The following is a 21,765-nucleotide window of genomic DNA, read 5'->3' on the forward strand; positions in this document are numbered from 1 at the left end:
TCAGGCGTTGAGGATCGCCAGGGCCTGTTCGTGCACCCGCCGGTCGCCCGCGGCGACGATGCGGCCGCCGGCGCTGGCCGGGCCGCCGTCCCAGGTGGTGACGATGCCGCCGGCGCCCTCGATGATCGGCACCAGCGCGACGATGTCGTAGGGCTTGAGGCCGGCCTCCACCACGAGGTCGACATGGCCGGCCGCCAGCATGCAATAGGCGTAGCAGTCGGCGCCGTAGCGATAGGTGCGGCAGCGCGCCTCCACCGCGTCGAAGCGGCCGCGCGTCTCCGAATCGAAGAGGCGCGGCGACGTCGTCATGATGGTGGCCGCCTCCAGCCCCTCGCAGGGGCGGACCATGAGGCTGCGGTTGCCGGCGGGGCCCTCGTAGCGGGCGCCGGCACCGTCGCCCCAGAAGCGCTCGCCGATGAAGGGCTGGTGCATCATGCCGAAGACCGGCGCGCCGTGGCGGGCGAGGCCGATCAGCGTGCCCCAGACCGGAATGCCGGCGATGAAGGCCTTGGTGCCGTCGATCGGATCGAGGATCCAGACGTTCTCGGCCCCGGCGTTCTCCTCGCCATATTCCTCGCCGATGATGCCGTGGTCCGGAAAGGTGCGCTTGATCATCTGGCGCATCACCGCCTCGCCGGCCCGGTCGCCCTCGGTGACGGGGTCGAAATGGCCTAGTCCGGCCTTGTTCTCGACGCCGATGGCGGTGCGGAAGAAGGGCAGGATCGCCTCACCCGACAGGCGGGCGAGCTCGCGCACGAAGCTCTCGAAATCCACAGCGCTCACGGTTCGTCTCCTCGCCATGCAGGGGTGAGACCTATAGGCACGGGGCCGCCGGGGGGCAACCGCCCGGTTCCATGCGCCGGCGGGGTTCCTGACGTGCCGGCGCCGCCCTTGCCGCCGGGCGGCGGCGAGGGCAGTTTCCCAGCCCCGGAGGACGACGTTGCCAGAACAAGCCAAGCGAGGGGGCGCCAGCTCCGCCGGCCTCACGCGCCCCGCCGTCGTCGCCCTCGTCGGCGTGCTCGCCACCGCCACGGCGCTGAGCCAGTTCTTCCGCAATTCCGTCGGCGTCATCGCCACGACGCTGGCGGCCGAGCTCGGGCTCGACCCGGACCAGCTCGGTCTCGTCGCCTCCTCCTTCTTCCTCATCTTCGCCCTCTGCCAGATCCCGGTCGGCATCGTCATCGACCGCTGGGGGCCGCGCGTCGCCCTGCTCGCCTCCGGCCTCTTCACCGTCGCCGGCGCGCTGGTCTTCGCCCAGGCTGAGGGCCAGGCCGGCCTCATCGCCGGGCGCCTGCTCCTCGGCATCGGCTGCTCCACCTTCTTCATGGCGCCGCTGGTCATCTATGCCCGCGCCTTTCCGCCGAGCGTCTTCGCCAGCCTCGCAGGGTTCCAGATCGCCTTCTCCAGCCTTGGCACCATCCTCGCCACCGCCCCCCTCGGCTGGATGACCGCGGCCTTCGGCTGGCGCTCGGCCTTCCTCCTCGCCGGCCTCGTTTCGGCCCTGCTCCTCGCCGGCATCGTGCTCGGCGTGCGCGGCGGCGCCACCGGCCGTCTCGCCGGCAGGCCGGCGGAGACGCTGGCGCAGGCCTTTGCCGGGGTCGGCGCGGTGATGCGCACGCCCGGCTTCGGGCCGCTCTTCCTGATGTCCTTCTCCACCTTCTCCACCTTCGCCCTGTTCATCGGCCTGTGGGGCGGCCCCTATCTCGCCCATGTCCACGGCGCCGACCTCGCGGCGCAGGGCCGCACCCTCTTCGTCATGGCCATCGCCCAGGTGGTGGGCACCCTCGCCTGGGGCTCGGCCGACCGGCTGACGGGCGCCTACAAGCCGCTGGCCGTCGCCGGTGCAGTGCTGACGCTGGGGCTGCTCGCGGCGCTGATCGCCACCGGCCATAACGGCTCCACCCGGGCCTCGACGCTCGTCGCGCTTCTCGGCTTCTCCTGCGCCTTCACGCCCGTCCTCGTCGCCCATTCGAAATCGCTCTTTCCCCCCGACATCACCGGGCGGGGCCTGTCCTTCATCAACATGGGCACGATGAGCGGCACCTTCGTCACCCAGTGGCTCACCGGCCTCGCGGTGAAGCAGGTGGCGGACGGTGCGGCGGTCTATCCGGTCGCCGCCTTCCAGGTCGCCTTCGCCATCCAGGCGGTGCTCCTCGCGGTGGCGACGCTGGTCTATCTCACTGCCCCGGAACCCCGCCGTCCCGGGGCCTGAGGCGAGACGCCCCATCCGCCGAACGACGGCCGCAAAAAAAAGGGACAGCCTTCTTGCCTTTTCCGGAGAGCCTAGGCATATTGTTGCAGCGCGGTATCGCCTCGCGATGCCCCGCAGCCCTCCTTGGGCGTTTCCTCCCTAGACTTGGGCCGCTCACGAAAGTGAGCGGCCTCTTTCTTTGGCGCCGCCGGAATTTCCGTTGCGTTTTCAACGATGTAACCGGTCGTTTCCGTGACACGGAAGGTCTGCGCCCGGCATCGTATACAATCGAAAACAGCCGCGACTCGTTGTGCGCCGCACCCTGATCAAGCGATCAGTCGCCCCGTGGAGCCGGCAAGACGATTCCGCTCCGGACCGCGCAAAAAGTGTCGTTATGCAAAAATGACGGAGCTGCCGTGGCTATTCCGCAGCGATGCGCCAGTCGCCGGCGCGGTCCAGCGGAAGCCGCGCCAGCGCCTCGGCGAGCGTCATCAGGTCGGCCTGCAGGCGGGCGAAATCGGCGGTCGGGCGATAGGTCCGCTCGTCCATGTAGATGGCCCGGTTGATCTCGATCTGCACGGCGTGGACGCCGGTCTGCGGCTGGCCGTAATGCTCGGTGATGAAGCCGCCGGCATAGGGCTTGTTGCGCACCACGTTGTAGCCGCGCGCCCGCAGCACCCCCTCGATGAGATCGCCGACCGCGGGCGAGCAGCTCGTGCCGTAGCGGTCACCGATGACGATGTCGGCGCGCGGGCGGTCCTCGCGCACCGGGGCCATCGACGGCATGGAGTGGCAGTCGACCAGCAGCGCCTCGCCGAAGGCCCGGTGCACCGAGGCGATGAGGCGGCGCAGCGCCCGGTGATAGGGCTTGTAGAGCGTCTCGATGCGCACCAGCGCCTCGTCTACCGGCAGGCGGCGGGCATAGATCTCCTGCGCCTCGCCGACGACCCGCGGGATGGTGCCGAGCCCGCCCGCCACGCGCATGGAGCGGGTGTTGGCGAAGGTCGGCAGCCGCCCGTCGAACATGCGCGGGTCGAGTTCGTAGGGCTCGCGGTTCACGTCCACCATGGAGCGGGGGAAATGGACGCGCATCAGCGGCATGCCGCGCTCCACCACGCCGGCGAAGAGGGCGTCGACCCCGGTATCCTCCGAACGGCGCAGCAGCGGCAGGTCGAGCCGCACCTGCTCGATGAAATGCGGCGGGTAGACCCGGCCGGAATGGGGGGAGTTGAAGATGACGGGGGCGCGCGTCTCGGCCGGCTCGATCGCCTCGAAGGCCGGGTCGATGTCGCAGATCTCGGCTTCGGTCATCGCGCGTCCGTCGTGCTGCATGCCCCGCACCTTAGCGCGGGGCGCAGCGGACTGTGAACCCGCTTCGGCGGCAGGCCAGAGACGCGAGCCGGGATCAGACGCCCCGGTCTTCGCTGTCGAGCGCGGCCATGGCGTGTGCGGGATAGCGCTCGCCGACGGCGGCGCCCGCGGGGACGGCGGCCTCGATCCGCTGGAGGTCCTCGGGCGACAGGGCGAGCTCCGCCGCGCCGAGGGATTCGGCGAGCTGGTCGCATCGGCGGGCGCCGACCAGCGGCACGATGTCCTCCCCGCGCGAGGCGACCCAGGCGATGGCGACTTGGGCGACGGTGGCGCCCCGCGCCGCGGCGGCGGCGCGCAGCGCCTCCACCAGGCGGAGGTTGGCCTCGACATTGCCCGGCTGGAAGCGCGGGCTGTGGGCGCGAAAATCGCCGGCGCCCGTCGGCGCCGCCTGCCAGTGGCCGCTGATCAGGCCGCGCGACAGCACGCCGTAGGCGGTCATGCCGATGCCCAGCTCGCGCAGGGTCGGCAGGATCTCGGCCTCCACCGTCCGCGAAACCAGCGAGTACTCGATCTGCAGGTCGCAGACCGGGTGCACCGCCGCCGCCCGGCGGATGGTGCCGGCGCCGACCTCCGACAGCCCGATGTGCCGCACCTGGCCCGCCGCGACGAGGTCGGCGATGGCCCCCACCGTCTCCTCCACCGGCACGTCCGGATCGAGCCGTGCCGGGCGGTAGATGTCGATATGGTCCACGCCGAGACGCTGCAGCGAATAGGCGACGAAGTTCTTCACCGCCGCCGGCCGGCCGTCGATGCCGTTCCAGCCTCCCACGGCGTCGCGCAGGGCGCCGAACTTGACGCTGAGCTGGTAGCTGTCGCGGGGCACGCCCTTCAGCGCCTCCGCCAGCAGCATCTCGTTGTGGCCCATGCCGTAGAAGTCGCCCGTGTCGATCAACGTCACGCCGGCATCGATCGCCGCATGGACGGTGGCGATGCTCTCCCGGCGATCGGAGGGTCCGTACATGCCGGACATGCCCATGGCGCCGAGGCCGATGGCGGACACTGTGGGGCCGGTAGCCCCGAGCTTGCGAAGGTTCATCGTCATATCTCCCGGTCGGCGCCGACGCGCCGTGATGACGGGGACATTGCCGCGGTCGCCTCCGTTCGATAATCCATGACGACCGAAACGGTTTGTGCGGATATTCGAACAATGGACAGGGCCGATCTCGCCGATCTCCAGGCTTTCGCCGCCGTCGCCAGATCCCGGGGCTTCCGCAGCGCCGTGGCGGTGAGCGGCACGTCGGCCTCGAGCCTGAGCGAGGCGGTGGCGCGGCTCGAGACGCGGCTAGGACTGCGCCTGCTGAACCGCACCACGCGCTCCGTCACCCCCACCGAAGCCGGCCGCCGCCTGCTGGAACGTCTGGGGCCGGCGATGGAGGAGATCCGCGCCGCGCTGGACGACGTCAACAGCCTGCGCGACAGCCCGACCGGCACCCTGCGCCTCAACGTGCCGATCATCGTCGCCCGCGCCCTGTTGCCCGACATCGCGGTGCCCTTCCTTCAGGCCCATCCCGGCATCACCCTCGACGTGCTGGCGGAGGATTCCTTCGTCGACGTCCTCGCCGCCGGTTTCGACGCCGGCGTGCGCTACGGCGAAAGGCTCGAACGCGACATGATCGCCGTGCCGCTCGGCCCCCGCCGCCAGCGTTTCGTCACCGGCGCCGCTCCCGCCTATCTCGCCGCCCGCGGCACGCCCCGCCACCCGCGCGACCTCACCGACCACAGCTGTATCCGGCACCGCTTCGCCAGCGGCGCCATGCTGCCGTGGGAGTTCGAACGGGCCGGCAAGATCGTCCGCGTCGCCGTGAAGGGGCCGCTCCTCGCCTCGTCCATCGACCTCGAGCTTGCCGCCGCCCGCGCCGGGCTCGGCATCCTCTCCAGCTTCGAGGAGGCGGTGGCGGCCGACTTCGCCGCCGGCCGCCTCGTGCCCGTCCTGGAGGACTGGTGGCAGGTCTTCCCCGGCCCGTTCCTCTATTATCCCAGCCGCCGCCACATGCCGGCGCCGCTGCGCGCCTTCGTCGACTTCCTGCGGGCGGGCGGCGGTACGGCGCCGCCCGCGGCCTGAGCCGGCCCGGCCTGTGGAAATTCACCGCACATTTACCATCTTCGTGCTTGATGAGGCACAAGCGGCACCGGGTTCGGTACACCGCCTCCCGGACGACGGACGGACGAAGGACCGCATTCAGCATGGGCAAGATTCTGCTGGCCGAAGACGACAACGACATGCGCCGGTTCCTGGTCAAGGCGCTGCAGACCGCCGGTTACGACGTCGCCCATTTCGACAACGGCCTGTCCGCCTATCACCGCCTGCGCGAGGAACCCTTCGAGCTCCTGCTCACCGACATCGTCATGCCTGAGATGGACGGCATCGAGCTCGCCCGCCGCGCCACCGAACTCGACCCCGACATCAAGGTGATGTTCATCACCGGCTTCGCCGCCGTGGCCCTGCAGCCGGACTCGCAGGCCCCCAAGGACGCCAAGATCCTCTCCAAGCCCTTCCACCTGCGCGACCTCGTCAACGAGGTCGAGAAGATGCTCCAGCAGGCCGCCTGAAGCCTCGTCCACAGCGGCGCATTTGGGCCGCGCGATCCTCTTGCACGCTCGCGCGACCCCCGCTATACGGTGCGCCTCGCTTTCGCGGTCCCCGGATCGCCAAAGGGCGCGTAGCTCAGCGGGAGAGCACTACGTTGACATCGTAGGGGTCACTGGTTCGATCCCAGTCGTGCCCACCATTCAAAACCCCCGCCAAACCTCTGGTTTGGCGGGGGTTTTTCTTTTGGGGCAGTCGACACATTAGGGCTGCGAGCTGTGAGGCGCTCTCGCTAGCTACTTTCTAGCAACTTGGCCAAACCGGAATCTGTCATGGGCGGCCCCCACCGGTGACGAATTTGCGACACAGCAGCTCAGGTGAACGAAGAGGCAGGCGCACCGATGCAGGAGCGGCGATAGTGGGAATCAGACTTTCACACTTACAGGCCGGCTGAATAGCCGCTGGGGCCCCAAGCTGACGTGTGGAATGTCGGCATTCGGGGCGGCTACGGCCAGAGTTTGGACTGCGTGCCGTCCTGGGCAAATATCTGTTCGAAAATCTCCGCCTCGTCGGTGAGCAGCGCCCTCAGCGCGTCAGCATCAAGCGCCTCGACGAGCGTGAGCATGTCAAAACCATGATCGTGGGATCGGAGCTGTTTTTCGCCCGTCTGGATCTGGGTTGCGCCGGCATCGGAGTGAAGAAGCGATGCCGCCACAATTCGGTCGCGGGCGACGATTTCGGGGAATTGAACCGGAGCGACGGCGGGGCGTTGATGGGCAAGGAGCGGGACGATCACGGCGCCATGACCGCGGCCCTCGCGGGCTTCGACGCGGCCGCCTCCACGCCGGAAATTCTTCAGGATGGGCATGATGCGCTGTGACCAGGGCGTCGGGTTGTTGAGGCGCGCCAGATAGGCGGCGCTTGCCATCACCCCCCCATGGTCCAGCGTGTAGAGGATGAAGAAGCGGCGATGCTCGGTGCTGGTGCTCCGGAACAGGCGCACATTGCGAAATCCCGGGATGGCGAGCCGTTCCTGCGCGTGCTCGCGCGTCATCCAGTGCAGGTAATCCGTCTCCCGCTCGACCGGGACATCACTCCAGATCGCCAGGAACCCCTGGCCCATCATCATCGACCGCCACCCGCGAGGTGGACGGCCGCATCGAGGGCGGCGACGTAGCCGTAGGGGCCGAGACCGCAGATGACGGCGGTCGCGGCAGTCGATGTGATGGAATGGCGGTGCAACTCGTCACGGGCATGGATGTTCGAGACATGCAACTCGATGATCGGCTTGCCGAGCGCCTTCATCGCGTCGATCAGCGCCACCGACCGGAACGAATAGGCCGCTGGGTTGATGATGAGGGCGTCGGCCGTCTCGCGGGCCTTCTGGATCCAGTCGACGAGGACGCCCTCGTGGTTGGACTGGCGGAAGGTGAGGTCGAGGCCGAGCTCTCCTGCCCGCTTGACGCACATGGCCTCGATCTCGGCGAGCGTGGTGTGCCCGTAGATGTGCGGCTCGCGCGTGCCGAGGAGGTTGAGGTTCGGGCCGTTGAGGATGGTGATGCGCAGCGTCATGGGATCAGTCCTGGCAGACGTCGGAAGCGGCGCCGCGGCGCCGCACGGGGCTAGCCCTGGTAGCCGAGCAGACGGGGGAGCCACAGGACCAGGGAAGGGAAGTAGGTGATGAGGGCCAGCGCGCCGATCATCGCCCAGAGGAAGGGCAGCGTTTCCCGCACGAGATCACGCAGCGGCACCTCTGCGATCTGCTTCATGATGAACAGCAGAAGGCCATAGGGCGGCGTGATCAGCCCCAGCATGATGTTGATGACCACCACCACGCCGAAATGGACCATGTCGATGCCGAGGGCCTTGGCGGTCGGGATCAGCACCGGCACGATGATGAGCAGGATGGTGGTGCCCTCGAGCAGGCAGCCGAGCACCAGAAGCAGGACGTTGACGATGATGAGGAAGGTGAGCGGCGAAAGGTCCCAGCTCGTCAGCAGCACCCGCAGCGCGTTTGGAATGTTCTCGATGGTGACGACGTAATTGAAGACGAGCGCGCCCGCGATGAGCATGCCGATGGAGGCGGTGGTGCGGGCGCTGTAGGCGAGCGAGCGGTAGAAGTCGGGAAAGCTAACGCTGCGATAGAGAATGACTGAGATTGCCAGGGCATAGGCGGCGGCGACGGCCGCGGCCTCGGTCGGCGTGGTGGCGCCGCCATAGATGCCGCCGAGCAGCACCACCGGCATGAGGATGACGGGCAGCGCGCGCCAGGTGATGCCCGGCAGCGCCCGCACCGGCACCGGCGCCTCGACGGGGAAGTTCCGCCGCCGCGCCGTGGCGGCGACGATGCCCATCTGGCTCAGCCCGAGGAGGAGGCCTGGAATGACGCCGCCGAGGAAGAGGAAGCCGATCGAGGCATCGGAGACGAGGGCATAGAGCACCATCGGGATCGACGGCGGGATGATCGGGCCGATGACCGAGGACGCGGCGGTCAGCGCGGCGGCGAAGGCCGGCGGATACTTGCCGTCCTTGGTCATCATCGCCTGCATCATCCGCCCGGTGCCGGCGGCATCGGCGATGGCCGAACCCGACATGCCCGCGAAGATGACGCTCTGGACGATGTTGACCTGGGCGAGACCGCCCCGGAAGCGCCCGACCAGCGCGTCGCAGAACTTCAGCAGGCGCTCGGTCATCGAGCCGATGTTCATCAGTTCGGCGGCGAGGATGAACAGCGGCACCGCCAGGATGACGTAGTTCGTGTACATGCCGTTGAGCAGTTGCTCCGCGGCGATGCTGAGGTCCTGTCCAGCGACCAGCAGATAGAGGATCGATCCGGCGATCATGGCATGGCCGATCGGCAGGCCGAACAGCGACAGGGCGATGATGAGCCCCACCGCGCATTGGAAGGCGATGCTCATATGCCCGATCCAATCTTGGTCGGGTCGTCATCCCCGGGTTCATCGCCCCGCAGGGCCGCGAAGCCGAGCCAGAGGTAACGGATGATCGCCGCGACCGCGAAGACGATGTAGATCGCATAGACCCAGGAGAAGGGCAGTTTCATGTAGGCGGTGCGTTCCACCTTCATGAAGGACACGTAGTCGACCATGGCCGGCAGCGCCGTGCCGTAGAGCACGACGACGGCGAGCGCGGTCGCCACTCCCATGACCCGTCGGACCCGCCGCCCGACCGCCGCATGGAGGAGGTCGAAGCGGATCTCCTCGCGCTCAGTCAGGACGAAGGCGGCCCCCCAGAGAACCAGCCACAGCCAGAGGATGACGCTGATCTCGTGGGTCCAGCCGATCGGCAGGTTGAAGAGATAGCGAAAGGCGATCTGGATCAGAAAGGCGAGGAAGAGCGCCGCCAGCATGAGCACGGCGACGTTTTCCGCACGCCGCGCGAGCCATTGCGCCCAGCTGTGGAGAGTGGACTTCACGGGGAGCGCCTCCGGCCCGCGCAGCGCGGTTGAGGGAAGTTTCCGCGGCAGGCCGCGTCAGAGTGCGTTGATCTTCTCCAGCATGCCCGGCACCCAGGACTTTGCCAGATCCGAGGCAAGGTACATCTTCTGCGCATGCTCGCGGAAGGCGGCGAGGTTGGGCGTGTAGACGTCGAGGCCCTGTTTCTTGAAGAAGTCGACGAGCTCGCCTTCCCGCTTGACGTGTTCCGCCGTGCTCCAGTCGATGGCGGCGTCGGCGGCGCGCTGGAAGGCCGCCTGCTGCTGGGCGTTCATGGCGTTCCAGGCGCGATTGGTGATGCACAAAAGGTCGAAACCGACGAGGTGCGAGGTCAGCACGATCTGCGACATCACCTCGTAGAACTTCATGTTCTGCACGTTGGGCAGCGGGTTGTCCTGCCCGTCAACGGCGCCGGACTGGAGGCCCGTATAGACCTCGCCATAAGCCATCGGCGTCGGGTTGGCGCCGAGCGAGCGTCCGAGGAACTGCCAGGCGTCGCCGCCGGGCATGCGCAGCTTGATGCCGGCCATATCGGCCGGCGTGGTGATCCGGGTCTTCGGCTTCAGGCCTACCTGCCGGGCGCCGAAATAGGTCGGCCCGAGGATGCGGATGTTCAGCTTCTCCTCGGCCATTTTCTTGAGGTCGCGGCCGACGTCGCTGGCGAAGACGCGCTTCAGATGATCGGCATCCTTGAAGAGGTAGGCCGAAGTGACGATCGACCAGGCCGGGATCTGGTTGGAGATGTCCTGCGGCGCGATGTTGCCCATCTCCAGATTGTTGCGCTGCATGGCGACCAGTTCGGTTCCCTGCCGGAACAGCGTCCCGCCGTAGTAGGGCTGCAGCGTGAAGTCGTTCTTGATGGCCTCGGCGAAGCGCTTGACCATGTCGGCTCGGATGTCCTGCTCTGAGAACACCGCGGAGAAGCGCAGGTTTGGCTTGGCCTGGGCCATGGCGCCCGTGGCGGAGCCGGCGAGGCCGGCAGCCGCGGCGCCCGCCATGAACAGTCGACGATCGATGCTCATCATCATTCCTCCCTTGGCCCTCTTTTCGGGGCTCGTCTTCGACATTATCGCCCGATCCTCATCCCGACGCAACAGACAGTCCCCGTTTCATCGGATGATTCGTGAATTCTCATATGGTCATTCCCGAGCCAGCAGCCGGGGCAGGGTCGTCGGCGCCAGATGCCGCTTTTGCGCAGAGATTCGGAACGGCGCATTGAAGGCGCCGTAGCCCGCATAGCCCCGGCGCTCGACCACCTCGAAGAAGAAGCCATCACCGCCGGTGCGGCCGTAGAGCTGGAAGAACTCTCCGCCGGGGTCGCGGTCATAGAGGATGCCCGCCGCCTGCAGCGCCTCGAGCTCGACCGCCGGCAGGCCAAAACGCGCGGCGAGATCGGCGTAGTAGTTGGGCGAGACCCGAAGGGGTTCAAAGCCGTTGGCGGCGAGTGCCTGCGCCGTACGCCTGATATCGCCGGTGGAAAATGCGATGTGCTGGATGCCGGCGCCGAAGAGCTCGCTGACGAAATGCCCTGCGAGCGTCCGCCGGTTCTCCGCGCCGTTGAGCGTCAGGCGCAGCCCGCCCCGCGCGTTCTCGATGACCTGGCTGCGAACGAGACCGCCGGGATCGACGACGTCGACCATCGGAAGTTTCCGGACGTCGAAGAGCGAGGTGTAGAACAGCAGCGACGTCAGCAACTCGTCGACGAACATGGTCTGGGCGACATGGTCGATGCGCTCGAGCCCCGCATCGATGGAGACGGCACCGTCGGCGACGTTGACGAACTCGTGCTCCCACAGCCGGACGAGATCGGGCGAGCGATCGATGAAATAGATGACACTCCCGCCGATGCCGCGGATGCCCGGCAGGCGGATGTCGCCGGGGTTCGGGTCCTGGTCGAAAGGCTCGGCGCCCAGTGCCACGGCCCGTGCCAGCGTCGCCTGTGCATCGTCCACCTGCAGCCCGATGGCATAGGCGGCCGTGCCATGGGCGAGAAAAGCGGAGCGCGCCTGCCCGGCCTGTTCGGTGTTCACCACCAGGTTGATCTGGCCCTGGCGGAACAGATCGACGGATTTGGAGCGATGCCGCCCGGTCCGGCGGAAACCAAGAGTGTGCAAGGTCGACGCGAGTGCGTCCGCGCGGCGTTCGTCGGCGGCAAACTCGACAAACTCGACGCCATGCACGACGGACCGGTCGGGCAGGACACGCGCCGGGGTCCGGCCTGTCGGGCTCTCTCGCGAGACCTGGTCCATCAGGTGGATGAGCGAGCGGTGGCCGTCCTTGGCGACGACGCGCGCCGATCCGCCGCGAAACTGGTCGTTGAAGATCTCGAGCGAGAGGTAGCCCTGATAGCCCGTCGCATAGATCGCCTTGACGAAATCCTTGACCGGCAGGTCGCCCTCGCCCGGCATGTTGCGCAGGTGGCGGCTCCAGTGCAGCAGGTCCATGTGGATGAGCGGCGCATCGGCGAGCTGAACGATGAAGATGCGGTCGCCGGGGATGGAGCGGATCGTTTCGGAATCGATCCCCTTCGCCAGCGAGTGGAAGCTGTCGAGGACGAGGCCGATGGCCGGGTGGTCGGTCCGGCGGACGATCTCCCAGGCGTCGCGATGGTCACTGACGTGGCGGCCCCAGCACAGCGCCTCATAGCCCACCCTGAGGCCCCGCCGCGCGGCCCGCTCGCCGAGTTCGCGAAAATCCGCCGCCGCACGCTCGATGCCGCCGAGAGCCTGCGGAGAGACGCTGGAGCAGACCAGCATGAGGTCGGCGCCCAGTTGCTGCATGAGGTCGAACTTGTGCTCGGCCCTATCGAAGACGGCCGCCCGATAGGGCTCTGGCAGCGTCTCGAAATCCCGGAACGGCTGGTAGAGGGTCAGGGCGAGGCCATGATCCTCGATCATGCGCCGGACCGTCGCCGGCGTCTCGTCGGTGACGAGCAGGTCCTGCTCGAAGAGCTCGAGCCCGTCGAAGCCGGCAGCGGCGATTGCAGCGATCTTCTCCGGAAGCGTGCCGCTGACCGATACCGTCGCGATGGAGGTGAGCATCAGGACGCCTCCCTCAGCGCCGCGCCTGCGAGTTCGCGGCGCAAGGCTTCCGCATCGACCTCGTGCCCCGTGAAGATGCGGAAGGCGTCGATGCCCTGGAACAGGAAGAGCTCGTACCCGCTGAGAATGTCGAGGCAGGCCTCGCGCGCCCGGCTGAGGAACTCGGTCCATTCGGGTGTGTAGACCGCATCGAAGGCCCAACCGACTCCCTCAAGTGCCGCATCCGGAATGGCGTTGCCGCCGACGCCTGCCATGCCGAGGGGCGTGGCATTGACAATGCCGTCGACCCCCTCGGCTGCCTCTGTCATGTCGTCGCAGAGAACGATGCGGGTACCCTCGGCACGCGGCGCGAGGGTTGCGGCGAGCGCCTCGGCCTTGCCGCGATCGGCGTCGCAGAGCCTGACCTCGCTCGCCCCCAGCGTGACCAGGGCGAAGGCGATGGCCTTGCCGACGCCGCCGGCTCCCGCCATGGCAACGACGCCGGGCGAGGCCTCGCCGAAGCGGTGGCGAAAGGCGGAGCCAAAGCCGGTGCAGTCGGTGTTGGCGCCGCGAGGACCATCGGCATCGAAGACGACGGTGTTGCAGGCGCCGAGCGCCACAAGCTCCGGCCCCGGCGCGACCAGTTGCGACAGCACGCGCTCCTTGTAGGGAAAGGTGACGTTGATGCCGCGATAGCCGCCCGTGCGGCAATGATCGAGGACGGAATCGAAGGTCTCGGCGCGGGCCGGGGGAATGAGCAGGTCGTAGCTGACATCGAGGCCGCAAAGGCGGCCTGCGAGGCGATGAAGGTCGGGAGACCGCGAGGTCTGGATCTTGTCGCCGATCAGGCCGAGCTTGACATGCATGGGGGTCGCCCCGCCCTCGTGGGAGCATCGAGGCCATCAGTCATAGCCGATTTCATATGAGATTCAAGAAAACATCATAGACTCAGGAAATCACCCCTGTCGCCAAGGCATGGTCGACGCCCCCCGCTATGTGCCGTTCGAGGAGCGCGCACCCCTCATCCGCATCCCGGCGCAGGGCCGCATCCTTCATCGCCAGATGCTCTGCGGCGGCGATGGCGCCGCGATAGCTCAGGGCGATCATTTGGTAGCGCAGGTAGCGCTCGAAAATGGCCGCGTGGGCGTGCATCAGCACTTGCGAGCCGCAGGCCGAGACGAGCGCCTGGTGAAACTGCCAGTCGTAGCGCTTCCACAGATCTGTATCGGTGCGGTCGCCGCTGGCCATCCGTGCTTCCATCTGGGCCAGCTTGTGATGGGCCGCGATGACCCGCGCTTCCCATTCTAGATCGCCCTGGGCGAAGGACTGGCGCAGGGCATGGCATTCGAGCAACTGCCGGAGCGCGGCGATCTCGCGGAGATTGGCGGCCGAGATCGGGCCGACCTCGAAACCGCGTTGTCCCTCGGCGACGACAAGCTTCTCGGAGACGAGGCGGTTCAACGTCTCTCGCAGCGTGCTGATGCTGGCGCCATAGTCGTGTCGGAGCGCGTCAAGCCGCAGCCGTCGCCCCGGTGCGAGGCGTCCCGTGATGATGTCGGTGCGGATGCGCTTGTAGGCGCTTTCGCCGGCCGAGGTGAAGAGATCAGGGCTCATGCTGCGACCCGCGCCGGGGGGAGCACCTCGCGCGCCTCGATGGCATCGACGCAGGCGCGGATGTGGGTGGCCAGGATCGCTTTGGCCTCGCCGGTCCGACGCGCCAACGCCGCCGCGAGAAGGTCTGCATGCTCACGCGCGGCGACATCGCCGCGGAAGATGCCGACGACCATCTGGTAGCGAAGGTATTTGTCGTAGACCCCCGCATGGATATCGAGGAGTTCCGCCGATCCGCAAGCAGACACCAGACTGTGGTGAAACTCCCAGTCGTAGCGCTTCCACTCGGCGGGATCGGCATTCTCTCCGGTGAGCAGGCACTGCTCGATTCGGGCCAGCTTGTGGTGGGCGGCGACCACCCGGCCCTCCCATTCAAGGTCACCCTTCGCAAAGGACAGTTCGAGGGCATGGTGCTCGAGGAAGAGCCGCATCTCCGCGACCTCCTTGAGGTCCGCAACCGACACGGGCGCGACCTCAAAGCCCTTCTGTCCCTCGGCGACGACGAGGCCCTCGGATGCCAGCCGGTTGAGGATTTCCCTGAGGGTGGAGACGCTCGTGCCGTACTCGGCGCGCAGGCGGTCGAGCTTCAGACGCTGGCCAGGCTTCAGGCGGCCAAACAGAACATCCTCACGGATCTGCCGATAGGCGGTGTCGGCAACGGAGAGCTGTACGTCGAGAGAAGCGATTAACATGTTGTCTGACCGGGCCGATCCTGGCCCGTCAGAAAAGCTGGCGCAGCAGCATCTTGCAACTGACCCGGTCGCGGCCGGCCCCACATGACCCCAGCGGGCCCTTGCGACCGGTCAGACGACGGTGTTCCCACTGCCCTTCCGATCGGCGCGGTGTTACCGAACCGCCACCCCGCTGCTGCGCTTCATCTCCACCGACCTTGGCAGAGACTCTTGGAGCCATAGGGCCGGGCGCTTGAACAACCACCTGCGAGAGCCCGGTCCCCAAGCAATGCCCGCATTGGAAACGCGAAGAGGACGTTGGCGCAGCCACAGACAGAGCTGTGCCGACTCAGCCTCTCCGCCGGAAGTCAGGCTTTCGTTTCTCCCGGAAGGCCTTGCCGCCCTCTTTCGACTCGTCCGTGTCGTAATAGAGGCTCAGGGCCTGCATGCCGAGCGAACCGATTCCGCGGATGTTCTCGCTGTCGGCGTTGAAGGACCGCTTGGCGATCGACAGGGCCGTCGGGCTCTTTTCCATGATCTCAGCACACCAGCGGTCGACTTCGGCGTCGAGTTCGTCATGGGGGACGACGCAGTTGGCGAGGCCCATGCGCTCGGCCTCGTCGGCCGTGTAGCGGCGACACAGGTACCAGATCTCGCGGGCCTTCTTCTCACCAACGACGCGCGCCAGATAGGCGGTGCCGAATCCCGGATCCACGGATCCCACCTTCGGCCCGACCTGCCCGAACTGGGCACGCTCCGATGCAATCGTCAGGTCGCAAAGGGTCGCGAGGACATTACCGCCACCGATGGCGAAACCTTGCACGCGCGCGATCACGGGCTTCGGCACATCGCGGATCAGCGCTTGGAGCTCTTCGATCGGCAAACCGATCGTGCCGCGGCCGTCATACTGGCCGTCATGGGCGCCCTGGTCGCCGCCGGTGCAGAACGCCTTGTCCCCTGCCCCCGACAGGACGATCACGCCGACGTCGCGATTCCAGCCTGCCCGCTGGAAGGCGTCGATGAGCTCCTCGACCGTCCGGCCGCGAAAGGCGTTGTAGCGATCGGGTCGGTTGATGGTGATGAAGGCCACGCCATCGGGCCGCTCCGTGTAGAGAATGTCGGTGTAGGCTGCGGGCTCAGCGGACATCTCTTGACCTCCGGTTCTGTGGCTGTGTTTTTAACCAGCCATCGACAGGCCACCGGACACGGACAGGACCTGTCCCGTGACATAGGCGGCGTCGTCGCTGGCGAAGAAGCAGATGGCACCCGGCAGATCATCGGGTTTGCCGATGCGTCCGAGAGGAATGGAGCGCCGGAAAGCCTCCATCAGCTTCTCCGGATTTGACGCGCCCTTGCGGAATTCTTCGAAAAGATTGGTGTCGGTCGGGCCGGGGCAGACGACATTGAGGGTGATGCCGTCGCGGGCATGCTCGCGGGCGAGCGTCTTGGTCAGGCCGAGCAGTGCCGCCTTGCAGGCCGCATAGACCGCCTCCCCGGTCGAGCCGACACGGGCCGCGTCCGAGGCGATGTTGACGATGCGACCGTGTTTGCGGTCGGCCATGCCAGGGAGTACGGCATGGTGCATGTGGAGCGCGCCGGTCAGATTGACGGCGATGAGCCGTTCCCATTCCGCAGGGCTTGTCTGGAGAAACGGCTTGAAGATGTCGAAGCCGGCATTGTTGACCAGGATCGAGATGGGGCCGAGACTTGCCTCGGTCTCCGAAACGGCCGCGTCGACGCCGGGCCGGTCGGTGATGTCGCAGACAAAGGCGTGCGCCGTGCCGCCGGAGGCAACGATCGCGTCGGCAACCGCCCGTGCCGCCGCCTCGTCACGATCGAAGACGGCGACCGCCGCGCCACGCGCGGCCAGTCTCCGGCAGGTCGCCGAGCCAATGCCGCCGCCACCGCCGGTGACGATCGCCGTCCTACCCTTGAAATCCGTCATGGCGCAGGTTCCGATTGCGTCGAGAATGGATCGACCATACCGTGTCGACTAGAAATAGCAATACATTGCTATATCGGTCGGGAGGCTGAATTTGAAACTCAAGACTGACGCCGCCCATACCGTGGACATCCTCCGTTTCGATGTCGCCAACCGCCTGTTTTTTCGGCTCTATCAGAGCTCTAACCTGATGCATAAGAACGGCACCAAGGCGGTGGCGAGCTTCGGCAGCACGACACAGCAATGGGCGGTCATGGGTGCGCTGGCGCGGCCGCGCGTGCGCAACGAGGGCATGAGCGTGAAGGAGTTGATCGGCTTCCTGATGCTCAGCCGTCAGAACCTGTCGGCTGTGCTCGACAGGCTGGAGTCGCGGGGCTGGATCGAGAAGGTGAAGGATGCGGCCGATGGCCGGAGCCGGCGAAGCCGCCTCACCGCCAAGGGCGTCGCCATATGGGACGAGATGCTGGTCGCCATCGGCGAGTTCTACGAGGCATCGCTGGCGGGATTGTCACCGGAAGAGCAGCTGGCGCTCTACCGCCTGCTCGACCGCCTCAAGGACGGGCTCGCCGCGCTTGGCGTCGAGGAGGATGCTGCCCAGGCCGAAGGGGCCTGAGCAGCGAAAGCCATCAGGCCCGGACCAGCGCACATCCGCCTTCGGTGAGCGGACGGAATGCCTGTTCGGCCGGCAGTTGCGAGACCAGTTTGTAGACGTCGCCGGGACCGCGGCTCTCCGCGGGAGCCTTGACCGTAAACAGATAGGCCGGGTGGATCTTGCGGCCATCCATGCGGATGCTGCCGGTACCGAAGCAGTCGTCGTCGGTCGGCATTGCCTTCATCTGCGCAACGACCGCCCTCCCCGAGGCCTTGGCGCGATCAACGCCCAGCGCCTTCACCGCCTTGAGATAGTGCAGCACTCCCGAATAGTCCCCCGCCTGGCTCATGTTCGGAATGGCACCGGCCGCAAGCTTCGGACGCACCCGGTTGGTGAAGGCACGGGTGCGATCGTTGAGGTCCCAATAGAACGTCTCGGTGAGGGCCAGTCCCTTGGCCACCGGCAGCCCCATGCCCTGGATGTCGGTGATGAAGCAGATCATCGACGCCAGGCGCTGCTTGCCATCCTGGCCGATGCCGAACTCCTGCGCCTGTTTCAGGCAGGCGATCAGCTCCGCGCCGGCATTGGCGAAGGCGATGACATTGGCCCCGCTCGATTGGGCGCGCAGCAGGAACGACGAGAAATCATTCGTCGTGCCGAAAGGATATCGGACAGAACCGACGACGCTGCCGCCGGCCGCTTCGACGAAGCGCGTCCCGTCCGCCTGCGCCGCGTGGCCGAAGGCGTAATCAGCCGTGATGAAGAACCATTTGTCGCCACCGTTGCGCACCAGAGAAGTCGACGTCGAGTGCGCAAGGCACCAGGAGTCCCAGCTCCAATGAACCATGTTGGCACTGCAGCTCTTGCCGGTAAGGTCCGAGCTTCCGGCCACCGTGACGAGGGATACTTTGTCCTTTTCCTCGATGACGCTGCGCGACCCGAGGGCGATCGAGGTGTTGCCGACATTGGTGATGATATCGACGCCGGCCTGGTCGAACCACTGCCGGATCAGCGACAGGCCGACATCGGCCTTGTTCTGGTGATCGGCGACGAGGACCTCGACCTTGATATCCGGGTTCGCGCCGGTGAACTCCTCCACCGCCTGCCGCGTGCAGGCGACCGATGTCGGTCCTGACAGATCCTTATAGACGCCCGACATGTCGGTAATCACGCCGATCCGGATCGTCCGGTCGGTCTGGGCGCGCAGTTTCATCGGTGCCAGGGCCGCAGCCCCGAGGCCGCCGGCGATCAGTTTCCGTCGATTGATCATGCTGTCCTCCCTCGATTGTTGTGGTTGGTCGGTGCTGCCGAGCCGCGATCAGGCCTTGCGCACGGTCTCGCGAAGCTTGAATTTCTGGATCTTGCCGCTGGGCGTGCGCGGGAGTTCGCTGACGATCTCAAGCCGCTCAGGGATGTACTGCTTCGCCATCCGCTGCTCGGCGAGATAGGCCGCCATAGCCTCGAAGCTGAACGATTGCCCATCGCGCGGCACCACGAAGGCGCAGGCGCGTTCGCCGAGCCGTTCGTCCGGGTAGCCGACGATGGCAACCGCCGCGACGGCCGGGTGCTTGAACAGGAGACCCTCGACCTCGACGACCGGAATGTTCTCGCCGCCGCGGATGATGATGTCCTTGGAGCGCCCGGCGATGCGGATGTAGCCGGCCTCGTCCATGCGGGCGAGATCGCCGGTGTCGAACCAGCCGTCGGTGTCCTTCGGGTCGAGCTCGGGACGCCTCAGATAGCCGATGAAATTGGAGCAGCCGCGCACCTGCAGTTGTCCCTCCTCGCCAGCGGGCGCGACGGCGCCGGAGGCATCGAGCACGCGCACCTCCATGCCGGGCAGCGCAACGCCGTCGGTCATCGTCGTCTTTTCCTCGGGATCCTCGGGCCGGGTGGTGGTGACCGCTCCGTTCTCCGACATGCCCCAGGCAGACACGATGGCAGCACCCAGGGTCGCCCGGGCCTTGGTGACGAGCGCCCGCGGGATCGGTGCGCCGGCCGATACGAAGATCCTCAGGCTCGGCGTGCCTATGCCGGAGGCTGCGACATGTTCGGTAAGGTCGTTGAGAAAGGGCGTGGCGCCCATCGTGAAGGTGGCGTGCTCGCCGATGATCTGCCGCGCCATCTCCTCGGCCACGAAAATGTCCTGGAGGACGGCCGTCGCACCCAGCATGACGGGGAGGACGAGGCCGTACATGAAGCCGAGCTGGTGCGCCATCGGCGAAGGCATGTGGATGATGGCATCGGCCGACAGCCCAAGCCGTTTGGCGAAGGGGCCGAGGTTGGAGAGCATGGTGTTGGACGTATGCATCACGCCCTTGGGCTCCCCGGTCGTGCCGGAGGTGTAGAGCAGCTGGATGACGTCATCGGGGGGCAGGGCCGCAGGCGGCTGCGGCGCGCCGCCAAGAAGCTGGTCGAAGGCGTCTGGTCCGCTAGCTCCCGCCACGAAGACATGCGCGAGGCCGGGCAGGTCCGAGCGGATGCCCGCCACCATGGCGGGATAGTCGAAGCCCCGGAACGAGGCGGGCACGACCAGGACCTTCGAACGGGCAAGCCCCAGCATGAAGGTGAGTTCGCGCTCTCGGAAAATGACCATCAGCGGGTTGGAGACAGCGCCCAGCTTCAGACAGGCGAGGTGAAGGACAGTGAACTCCCACCAGTTCGGCAGCTGGAACGACACGACATCGCCACGCCCGACGCCGCGGGCTGCCAGGGCGCCCGCCACGGCTCCCGACATAAGGTCGAGATCGCGATAGCTGATGCGGCGGGCCGCGCCGGTCTCGCTGCGGGTCGCCACGACCGCGACCTTGTCAGGCGTCGCGGCGACAGCGTGCGCGAGATGGTCGAGCAGTGTCCGATTGGGCCAGAAGGATCCCGCCGCGCTGCGCCGGCGGGCGAGCACGTCATTCGTCACCAACATGGTGTTTCCTCCGATTGACGCGGGCTCTTGGGCGGCCCGTCGTCGGTCAGCTGTGTGCGGCCCGCAATTTCTCCCGGGACACGATGAGTTTCATGATCTGCGCAGTGCCATCTCCGATCTCGAGCCCCATGACGTCCCGCATCCGCTGCTGATGGGGCAGGTCGAGGGACCAGCCGTAATGGCCGTGGGTCAGGAGGCACTGATGAATGACGTCGACCGCCGTCTTCGGGGCGAGCCACTTGCACATGGCCGCCTCCGACGTATGAGGCTGGCTGGCGTCGCGCAGCGCCAGCGTGTGCAGGCACAATTGGCGAATGGCGGCGATGTGACCCTCGCCCTCGGCCAGAGGGAACGTGATGCCCTGGTTCTTCGCAAGTGGAGCGCCAAAGGCCTCCCGCTGCTGGACATAGGCCCAGCTCTCGTCGAGCGAGGCCTGGGCCGCGCCGACACATTGAAGACCGATGAGGGCGCGGCTGAAATCGAAGCCCTGCATGACCTGGATGAAGCCTGATTCCTCGTCGGCGAGACGGTGCGACACGGGGATGCGCACATCGTCGAAGAAGACGGAGGAGCGACCGATCGCCTTCGATCCGAGATCGGTGAAGCGCGAGGTCGACACGCCGGGGGTATCCATGGGCACGAGGAAGGCGCTCACGCCGCGGGCGCCGTCGGAGGGCTTGCCCGTGCGTGCGAACAGCACGATGGCGTCGGCCTGGTCGGCCATGCTGATCGACGATTTCTCACCCTTGAGGACATAATGGTCGCCATCGCGGCGCGCTGACAGTGCGAGGTTGGCCGCGTCAGAGCCGCCCCGGGGTTCGGTCAGCCCAATGCAGACGATGGACCGACCGGAGACGATTCGTGAGACCCATTCCGACGCGAGCGACGGGGACGCATGCTGAGCGATGATCGCGCCATTCAGCGAGCCGAGAATCTGGACATAGGCCACATTGATGTCGCCATAGCCGATCTCCTCGGCAATGAGGCCGCTGGTGACGCTGGGTAGACCGAGGCCTCCAAGATGCTCGGGAAGCTCCGGCGCGATCAGGCCGAGCGCGCCCATCTCCTCAATCACTTCGCGTTCCACGCAGGCGTCTGTCTCGCGCTGCTGGTAGGCCGGCAACAGCCGTTCGCGGGCGAACCGCCGCGCCACGTCCCGGATCTGGCTCTGCTCTTCATCGAGGATCATGCGAGCGGGCCTGCCGGGGGTTGGAAACAGCGCAACGGGGGGACGATACCCCGAGGCCGATAAATGTCAATGCATTGCTATATTTCCAGTCGCCTTCCTATTCGGGGACGTCCTGAGGTGCCGCCCTGTCGGCAAAAGGCGTCCGTCGCATCCTTCCCATAGTGGGAAGGTCAAGGCGCCGTCGCGAACACCTCTGGCTGTGCAGCGGCCGGGTGATGGGGAGCGCGGCCGCGGTCTTGGCGCAAGGCTCCAATGCCGGGGACGATGGGGCAATCCCGA

At 66.9% G+C, this 21,765-nt stretch carries 21 protein-coding genes and 1 tRNA gene; 5 read left to right on the forward strand and 17 right to left on the reverse strand.

The window, feature by feature from the left end:
- Positions 1-783 (reverse strand): histidinol-phosphatase, encoded by a 783-nt coding sequence (gene hisN, locus C6569_RS12755; RefSeq protein ID WP_106749209.1) that lies wholly within the window; start codon positions 781-783, stop codon positions 1-3.
- Positions 784-940: 157 nt separating this feature from the next.
- Between hisN and C6569_RS12760 the strand changes: the two genes are divergently transcribed.
- The gene (locus C6569_RS12760; protein WP_106749210.1) at positions 941-2,212 is read left to right on the forward strand and encodes an MFS transporter; all 1,272 of its coding nucleotides are present in this window, start codon (positions 941-943) and stop codon (positions 2,210-2,212) included.
- 399 nt (positions 2,213-2,611) lie between these two features.
- Here C6569_RS12760 and C6569_RS12765 read toward each other — a convergent pair whose 3' ends face one another.
- Together C6569_RS12765 and C6569_RS12770 are read right to left on the reverse strand one after the other, a co-directional pair.
- The gene (locus C6569_RS12765) at positions 2,612-3,502 is read right to left on the reverse strand and encodes an N-formylglutamate amidohydrolase (RefSeq protein WP_106749211.1); all 891 of its coding nucleotides are present in this window, start codon (positions 3,500-3,502) and stop codon (positions 2,612-2,614) included.
- Between the two features lie 94 nt (positions 3,503-3,596).
- Positions 3,597-4,598 carry an aldo/keto reductase gene (locus tag C6569_RS12770; RefSeq protein ID WP_106749212.1) on the reverse strand — a complete coding sequence of 334 codons (1,002 nt, stop codon included), beginning with the start codon at positions 4,596-4,598 and terminating at the stop codon, positions 3,597-3,599.
- Between the two features lie 111 nt (positions 4,599-4,709).
- Between C6569_RS12770 and C6569_RS12775 the strand changes: the two genes are divergently transcribed.
- The 3 genes from C6569_RS12775 to C6569_RS12785 all read left to right on the forward strand — a co-directional run bounded on the left by C6569_RS12775 (position 4,710) and on the right by C6569_RS12785 (position 6,291).
- Positions 4,710-5,624 carry a LysR family transcriptional regulator gene (locus tag C6569_RS12775; RefSeq protein ID WP_106749213.1) on the forward strand — a complete coding sequence of 305 codons (915 nt, stop codon included), beginning with the start codon at positions 4,710-4,712 and terminating at the stop codon, positions 5,622-5,624.
- A 122-nt stretch (positions 5,625-5,746) separates the two neighbouring features.
- Positions 5,747-6,112 carry a cell cycle two-component system response regulator CpdR gene (gene cpdR, locus C6569_RS12780; RefSeq protein WP_106749214.1) on the forward strand — a complete coding sequence of 122 codons (366 nt, stop codon included), beginning with the start codon at positions 5,747-5,749 and terminating at the stop codon, positions 6,110-6,112.
- 104 nt (positions 6,113-6,216) lie between these two features.
- Positions 6,217-6,291: transfer RNA gene (locus C6569_RS12785), tRNA-Val, on the forward strand.
- 303 nt (positions 6,292-6,594) lie between these two features.
- Here the strand turns inward: C6569_RS12785 and C6569_RS12790 are convergent.
- The 11 genes from C6569_RS12790 to C6569_RS12840 all read right to left on the reverse strand — a co-directional run bounded on the left by C6569_RS12790 (position 6,595) and on the right by C6569_RS12840 (position 16,788).
- Entirely contained in the window at positions 6,595-7,218 is a 624-nt protein-coding gene (locus tag C6569_RS12790) for a DUF4286 family protein (RefSeq protein ID WP_146144797.1), read from the reverse strand.
- Complete coding sequence (locus C6569_RS12795) at positions 7,215-7,661, reverse strand: type II 3-dehydroquinate dehydratase (RefSeq protein WP_106749216.1); 447 nt, start codon at positions 7,659-7,661, stop codon at positions 7,215-7,217. Before C6569_RS12795 ends, C6569_RS12790 begins: the two co-directional genes overlap by 4 nt.
- A 50-nt stretch (positions 7,662-7,711) precedes the next feature.
- On the reverse strand, positions 7,712-9,007 hold the full coding sequence (locus C6569_RS12800; protein WP_106749217.1) for a TRAP transporter large permease: 1,296 nt from the start codon (positions 9,005-9,007) through the stop codon (positions 7,712-7,714).
- Positions 9,004-9,522: a TRAP transporter small permease gene (locus C6569_RS12805; protein ID WP_245898091.1), complete on the reverse strand. Its 519-nt coding sequence runs from the start codon at positions 9,520-9,522 to the stop codon at positions 9,004-9,006. The genes C6569_RS12800 and C6569_RS12805 overlap by 4 nt, the downstream gene beginning before the upstream one ends.
- A 57-nt stretch (positions 9,523-9,579) precedes the next feature.
- Entirely contained in the window at positions 9,580-10,569 is a 990-nt protein-coding gene (dctP, locus tag C6569_RS12810; protein WP_106751028.1) for a TRAP transporter substrate-binding protein DctP, read from the reverse strand.
- Between the two features lie 111 nt (positions 10,570-10,680).
- The gene (locus C6569_RS12815) at positions 10,681-12,582 is read right to left on the reverse strand and encodes a bifunctional sugar phosphate isomerase/epimerase/4-hydroxyphenylpyruvate dioxygenase family protein (protein ID WP_106749218.1); all 1,902 of its coding nucleotides are present in this window, start codon (positions 12,580-12,582) and stop codon (positions 10,681-10,683) included.
- Positions 12,582-13,427: a shikimate dehydrogenase family protein gene (locus C6569_RS12820; RefSeq protein ID WP_106749219.1), complete on the reverse strand. Its 846-nt coding sequence runs from the start codon at positions 13,425-13,427 to the stop codon at positions 12,582-12,584. Before C6569_RS12820 ends, C6569_RS12815 begins: the two co-directional genes overlap by 1 nt.
- 82 nt (positions 13,428-13,509) lie before the next feature.
- Positions 13,510-14,175: a GntR family transcriptional regulator gene (locus tag C6569_RS12825; RefSeq protein ID WP_106749220.1), complete on the reverse strand. Its 666-nt coding sequence runs from the start codon at positions 14,173-14,175 to the stop codon at positions 13,510-13,512.
- Positions 14,172-14,864, reverse strand: coding sequence for a GntR family transcriptional regulator (locus C6569_RS12830; RefSeq protein ID WP_106749221.1), 693 nt, complete (start codon positions 14,862-14,864; stop codon positions 14,172-14,174). Before C6569_RS12830 ends, C6569_RS12825 begins: the two co-directional genes overlap by 4 nt.
- 328 nt (positions 14,865-15,192) lie before the next feature.
- Positions 15,193-15,990: a 2-ketocyclohexanecarboxyl-CoA hydrolase gene (badI, locus tag C6569_RS12835; protein ID WP_106749222.1), complete on the reverse strand. Its 798-nt coding sequence runs from the start codon at positions 15,988-15,990 to the stop codon at positions 15,193-15,195.
- A 30-nt stretch (positions 15,991-16,020) separates the two neighbouring features.
- Complete coding sequence (locus C6569_RS12840) at positions 16,021-16,788, reverse strand: glucose 1-dehydrogenase (protein WP_106749223.1); 768 nt, start codon at positions 16,786-16,788, stop codon at positions 16,021-16,023.
- Between the two features lie 121 nt (positions 16,789-16,909).
- Here C6569_RS12840 and C6569_RS12845 point away from each other — a divergent pair, with 121 nt between their 5' ends.
- Positions 16,910-17,398: a MarR family winged helix-turn-helix transcriptional regulator gene (locus C6569_RS12845; RefSeq protein ID WP_215905748.1), complete on the forward strand. Its 489-nt coding sequence runs from the start codon at positions 16,910-16,912 to the stop codon at positions 17,396-17,398.
- Between the two features lie 13 nt (positions 17,399-17,411).
- Here C6569_RS12845 and C6569_RS12850 read toward each other — a convergent pair whose 3' ends face one another.
- Genes C6569_RS12850 through C6569_RS12860 form a run of 3 tightly spaced genes read right to left on the reverse strand, consistent with a single transcriptional unit; the run spans position 17,412 to position 21,486 of the window.
- The gene (locus C6569_RS12850) at positions 17,412-18,647 is read right to left on the reverse strand and encodes an ABC transporter substrate-binding protein (protein ID WP_106749224.1); all 1,236 of its coding nucleotides are present in this window, start codon (positions 18,645-18,647) and stop codon (positions 17,412-17,414) included.
- Positions 18,648-18,695: 48 nt separating this feature from the next.
- Positions 18,696-20,297, reverse strand: coding sequence for an AMP-binding protein (locus C6569_RS12855; RefSeq protein WP_106749225.1), 1,602 nt, complete (start codon positions 20,295-20,297; stop codon positions 18,696-18,698).
- A 46-nt stretch (positions 20,298-20,343) separates the two neighbouring features.
- Positions 20,344-21,486, reverse strand: a complete 1,143-nt coding sequence (locus tag C6569_RS12860) for an acyl-CoA dehydrogenase family protein (protein WP_106749226.1) — start codon at positions 21,484-21,486, stop codon at positions 20,344-20,346.
- Between the last annotated feature and the right edge of the window lie 279 nt (positions 21,487-21,765).

It is taken from the genome of Phreatobacter cathodiphilus (assembly GCF_003008515.1).
Lineage (GTDB): Bacteria > Pseudomonadota > Alphaproteobacteria > Rhizobiales > Phreatobacteraceae > Phreatobacter > Phreatobacter cathodiphilus.

Bases quoted from the DNA above. Each gene is read 5' to 3' on its own strand.
- C6569_RS12820 (WP_106749219.1), bottom strand. From the start codon at position 13,427: ATGCATGTCAAGCTCGGCCTGATCGGCGACAAGATCCAGACCTCGCGG.
- C6569_RS12790 (WP_146144797.1), bottom strand. From the start codon at position 7,218: ATGATGATGGGCCAGGGGTTCCTGGCGATCTGGAGTGATGTCCCGGTC.
- C6569_RS12855 (WP_106749225.1), bottom strand. From the start codon at position 20,297: ATGTTGGTGACGAATGACGTGCTCGCCCGCCGGCGCAGCGCGGCGGGA.
- C6569_RS12840 (WP_106749223.1), bottom strand. From the start codon at position 16,788: ATGACGGATTTCAAGGGTAGGACGGCGATCGTCACCGGCGGTGGCGGC.
- dctP (WP_106751028.1), bottom strand. From the start codon at position 10,569: ATGATGATGAGCATCGATCGTCGACTGTTCATGGCGGGCGCCGCGGCT.
- C6569_RS12795 (WP_106749216.1), bottom strand. From the start codon at position 7,661: ATGACGCTGCGCATCACCATCCTCAACGGCCCGAACCTCAACCTCCTC.
- badI (WP_106749222.1), bottom strand. From the start codon at position 15,990: ATGTCCGCTGAGCCCGCAGCCTACACCGACATTCTCTACACGGAGCGG.
- C6569_RS12830 (WP_106749221.1), bottom strand. From the start codon at position 14,864: ATGTTAATCGCTTCTCTCGACGTACAGCTCTCCGTTGCCGACACCGCC.
- C6569_RS12815 (WP_106749218.1), bottom strand. From the start codon at position 12,582: ATGCTCACCTCCATCGCGACGGTATCGGTCAGCGGCACGCTTCCGGAG.
- C6569_RS12765 (WP_106749211.1), bottom strand. From the start codon at position 3,502: ATGACCGAAGCCGAGATCTGCGACATCGACCCGGCCTTCGAGGCGATC.
- C6569_RS12850 (WP_106749224.1), bottom strand. From the start codon at position 18,647: ATGATCAATCGACGGAAACTGATCGCCGGCGGCCTCGGGGCTGCGGCC.
- C6569_RS12825 (WP_106749220.1), bottom strand. From the start codon at position 14,175: ATGAGCCCTGATCTCTTCACCTCGGCCGGCGAAAGCGCCTACAAGCGC.
- C6569_RS12800 (WP_106749217.1), bottom strand. From the start codon at position 9,007: ATGAGCATCGCCTTCCAATGCGCGGTGGGGCTCATCATCGCCCTGTCG.
- C6569_RS12775 (WP_106749213.1), top strand. From the start codon at position 4,710: ATGGACAGGGCCGATCTCGCCGATCTCCAGGCTTTCGCCGCCGTCGCC.
- C6569_RS12860 (WP_106749226.1), bottom strand. From the start codon at position 21,486: ATGATCCTCGATGAAGAGCAGAGCCAGATCCGGGACGTGGCGCGGCGG.
- cpdR (WP_106749214.1), top strand. From the start codon at position 5,747: ATGGGCAAGATTCTGCTGGCCGAAGACGACAACGACATGCGCCGGTTC.
- C6569_RS12770 (WP_106749212.1), bottom strand. From the start codon at position 4,598: ATGAACCTTCGCAAGCTCGGGGCTACCGGCCCCACAGTGTCCGCCATC.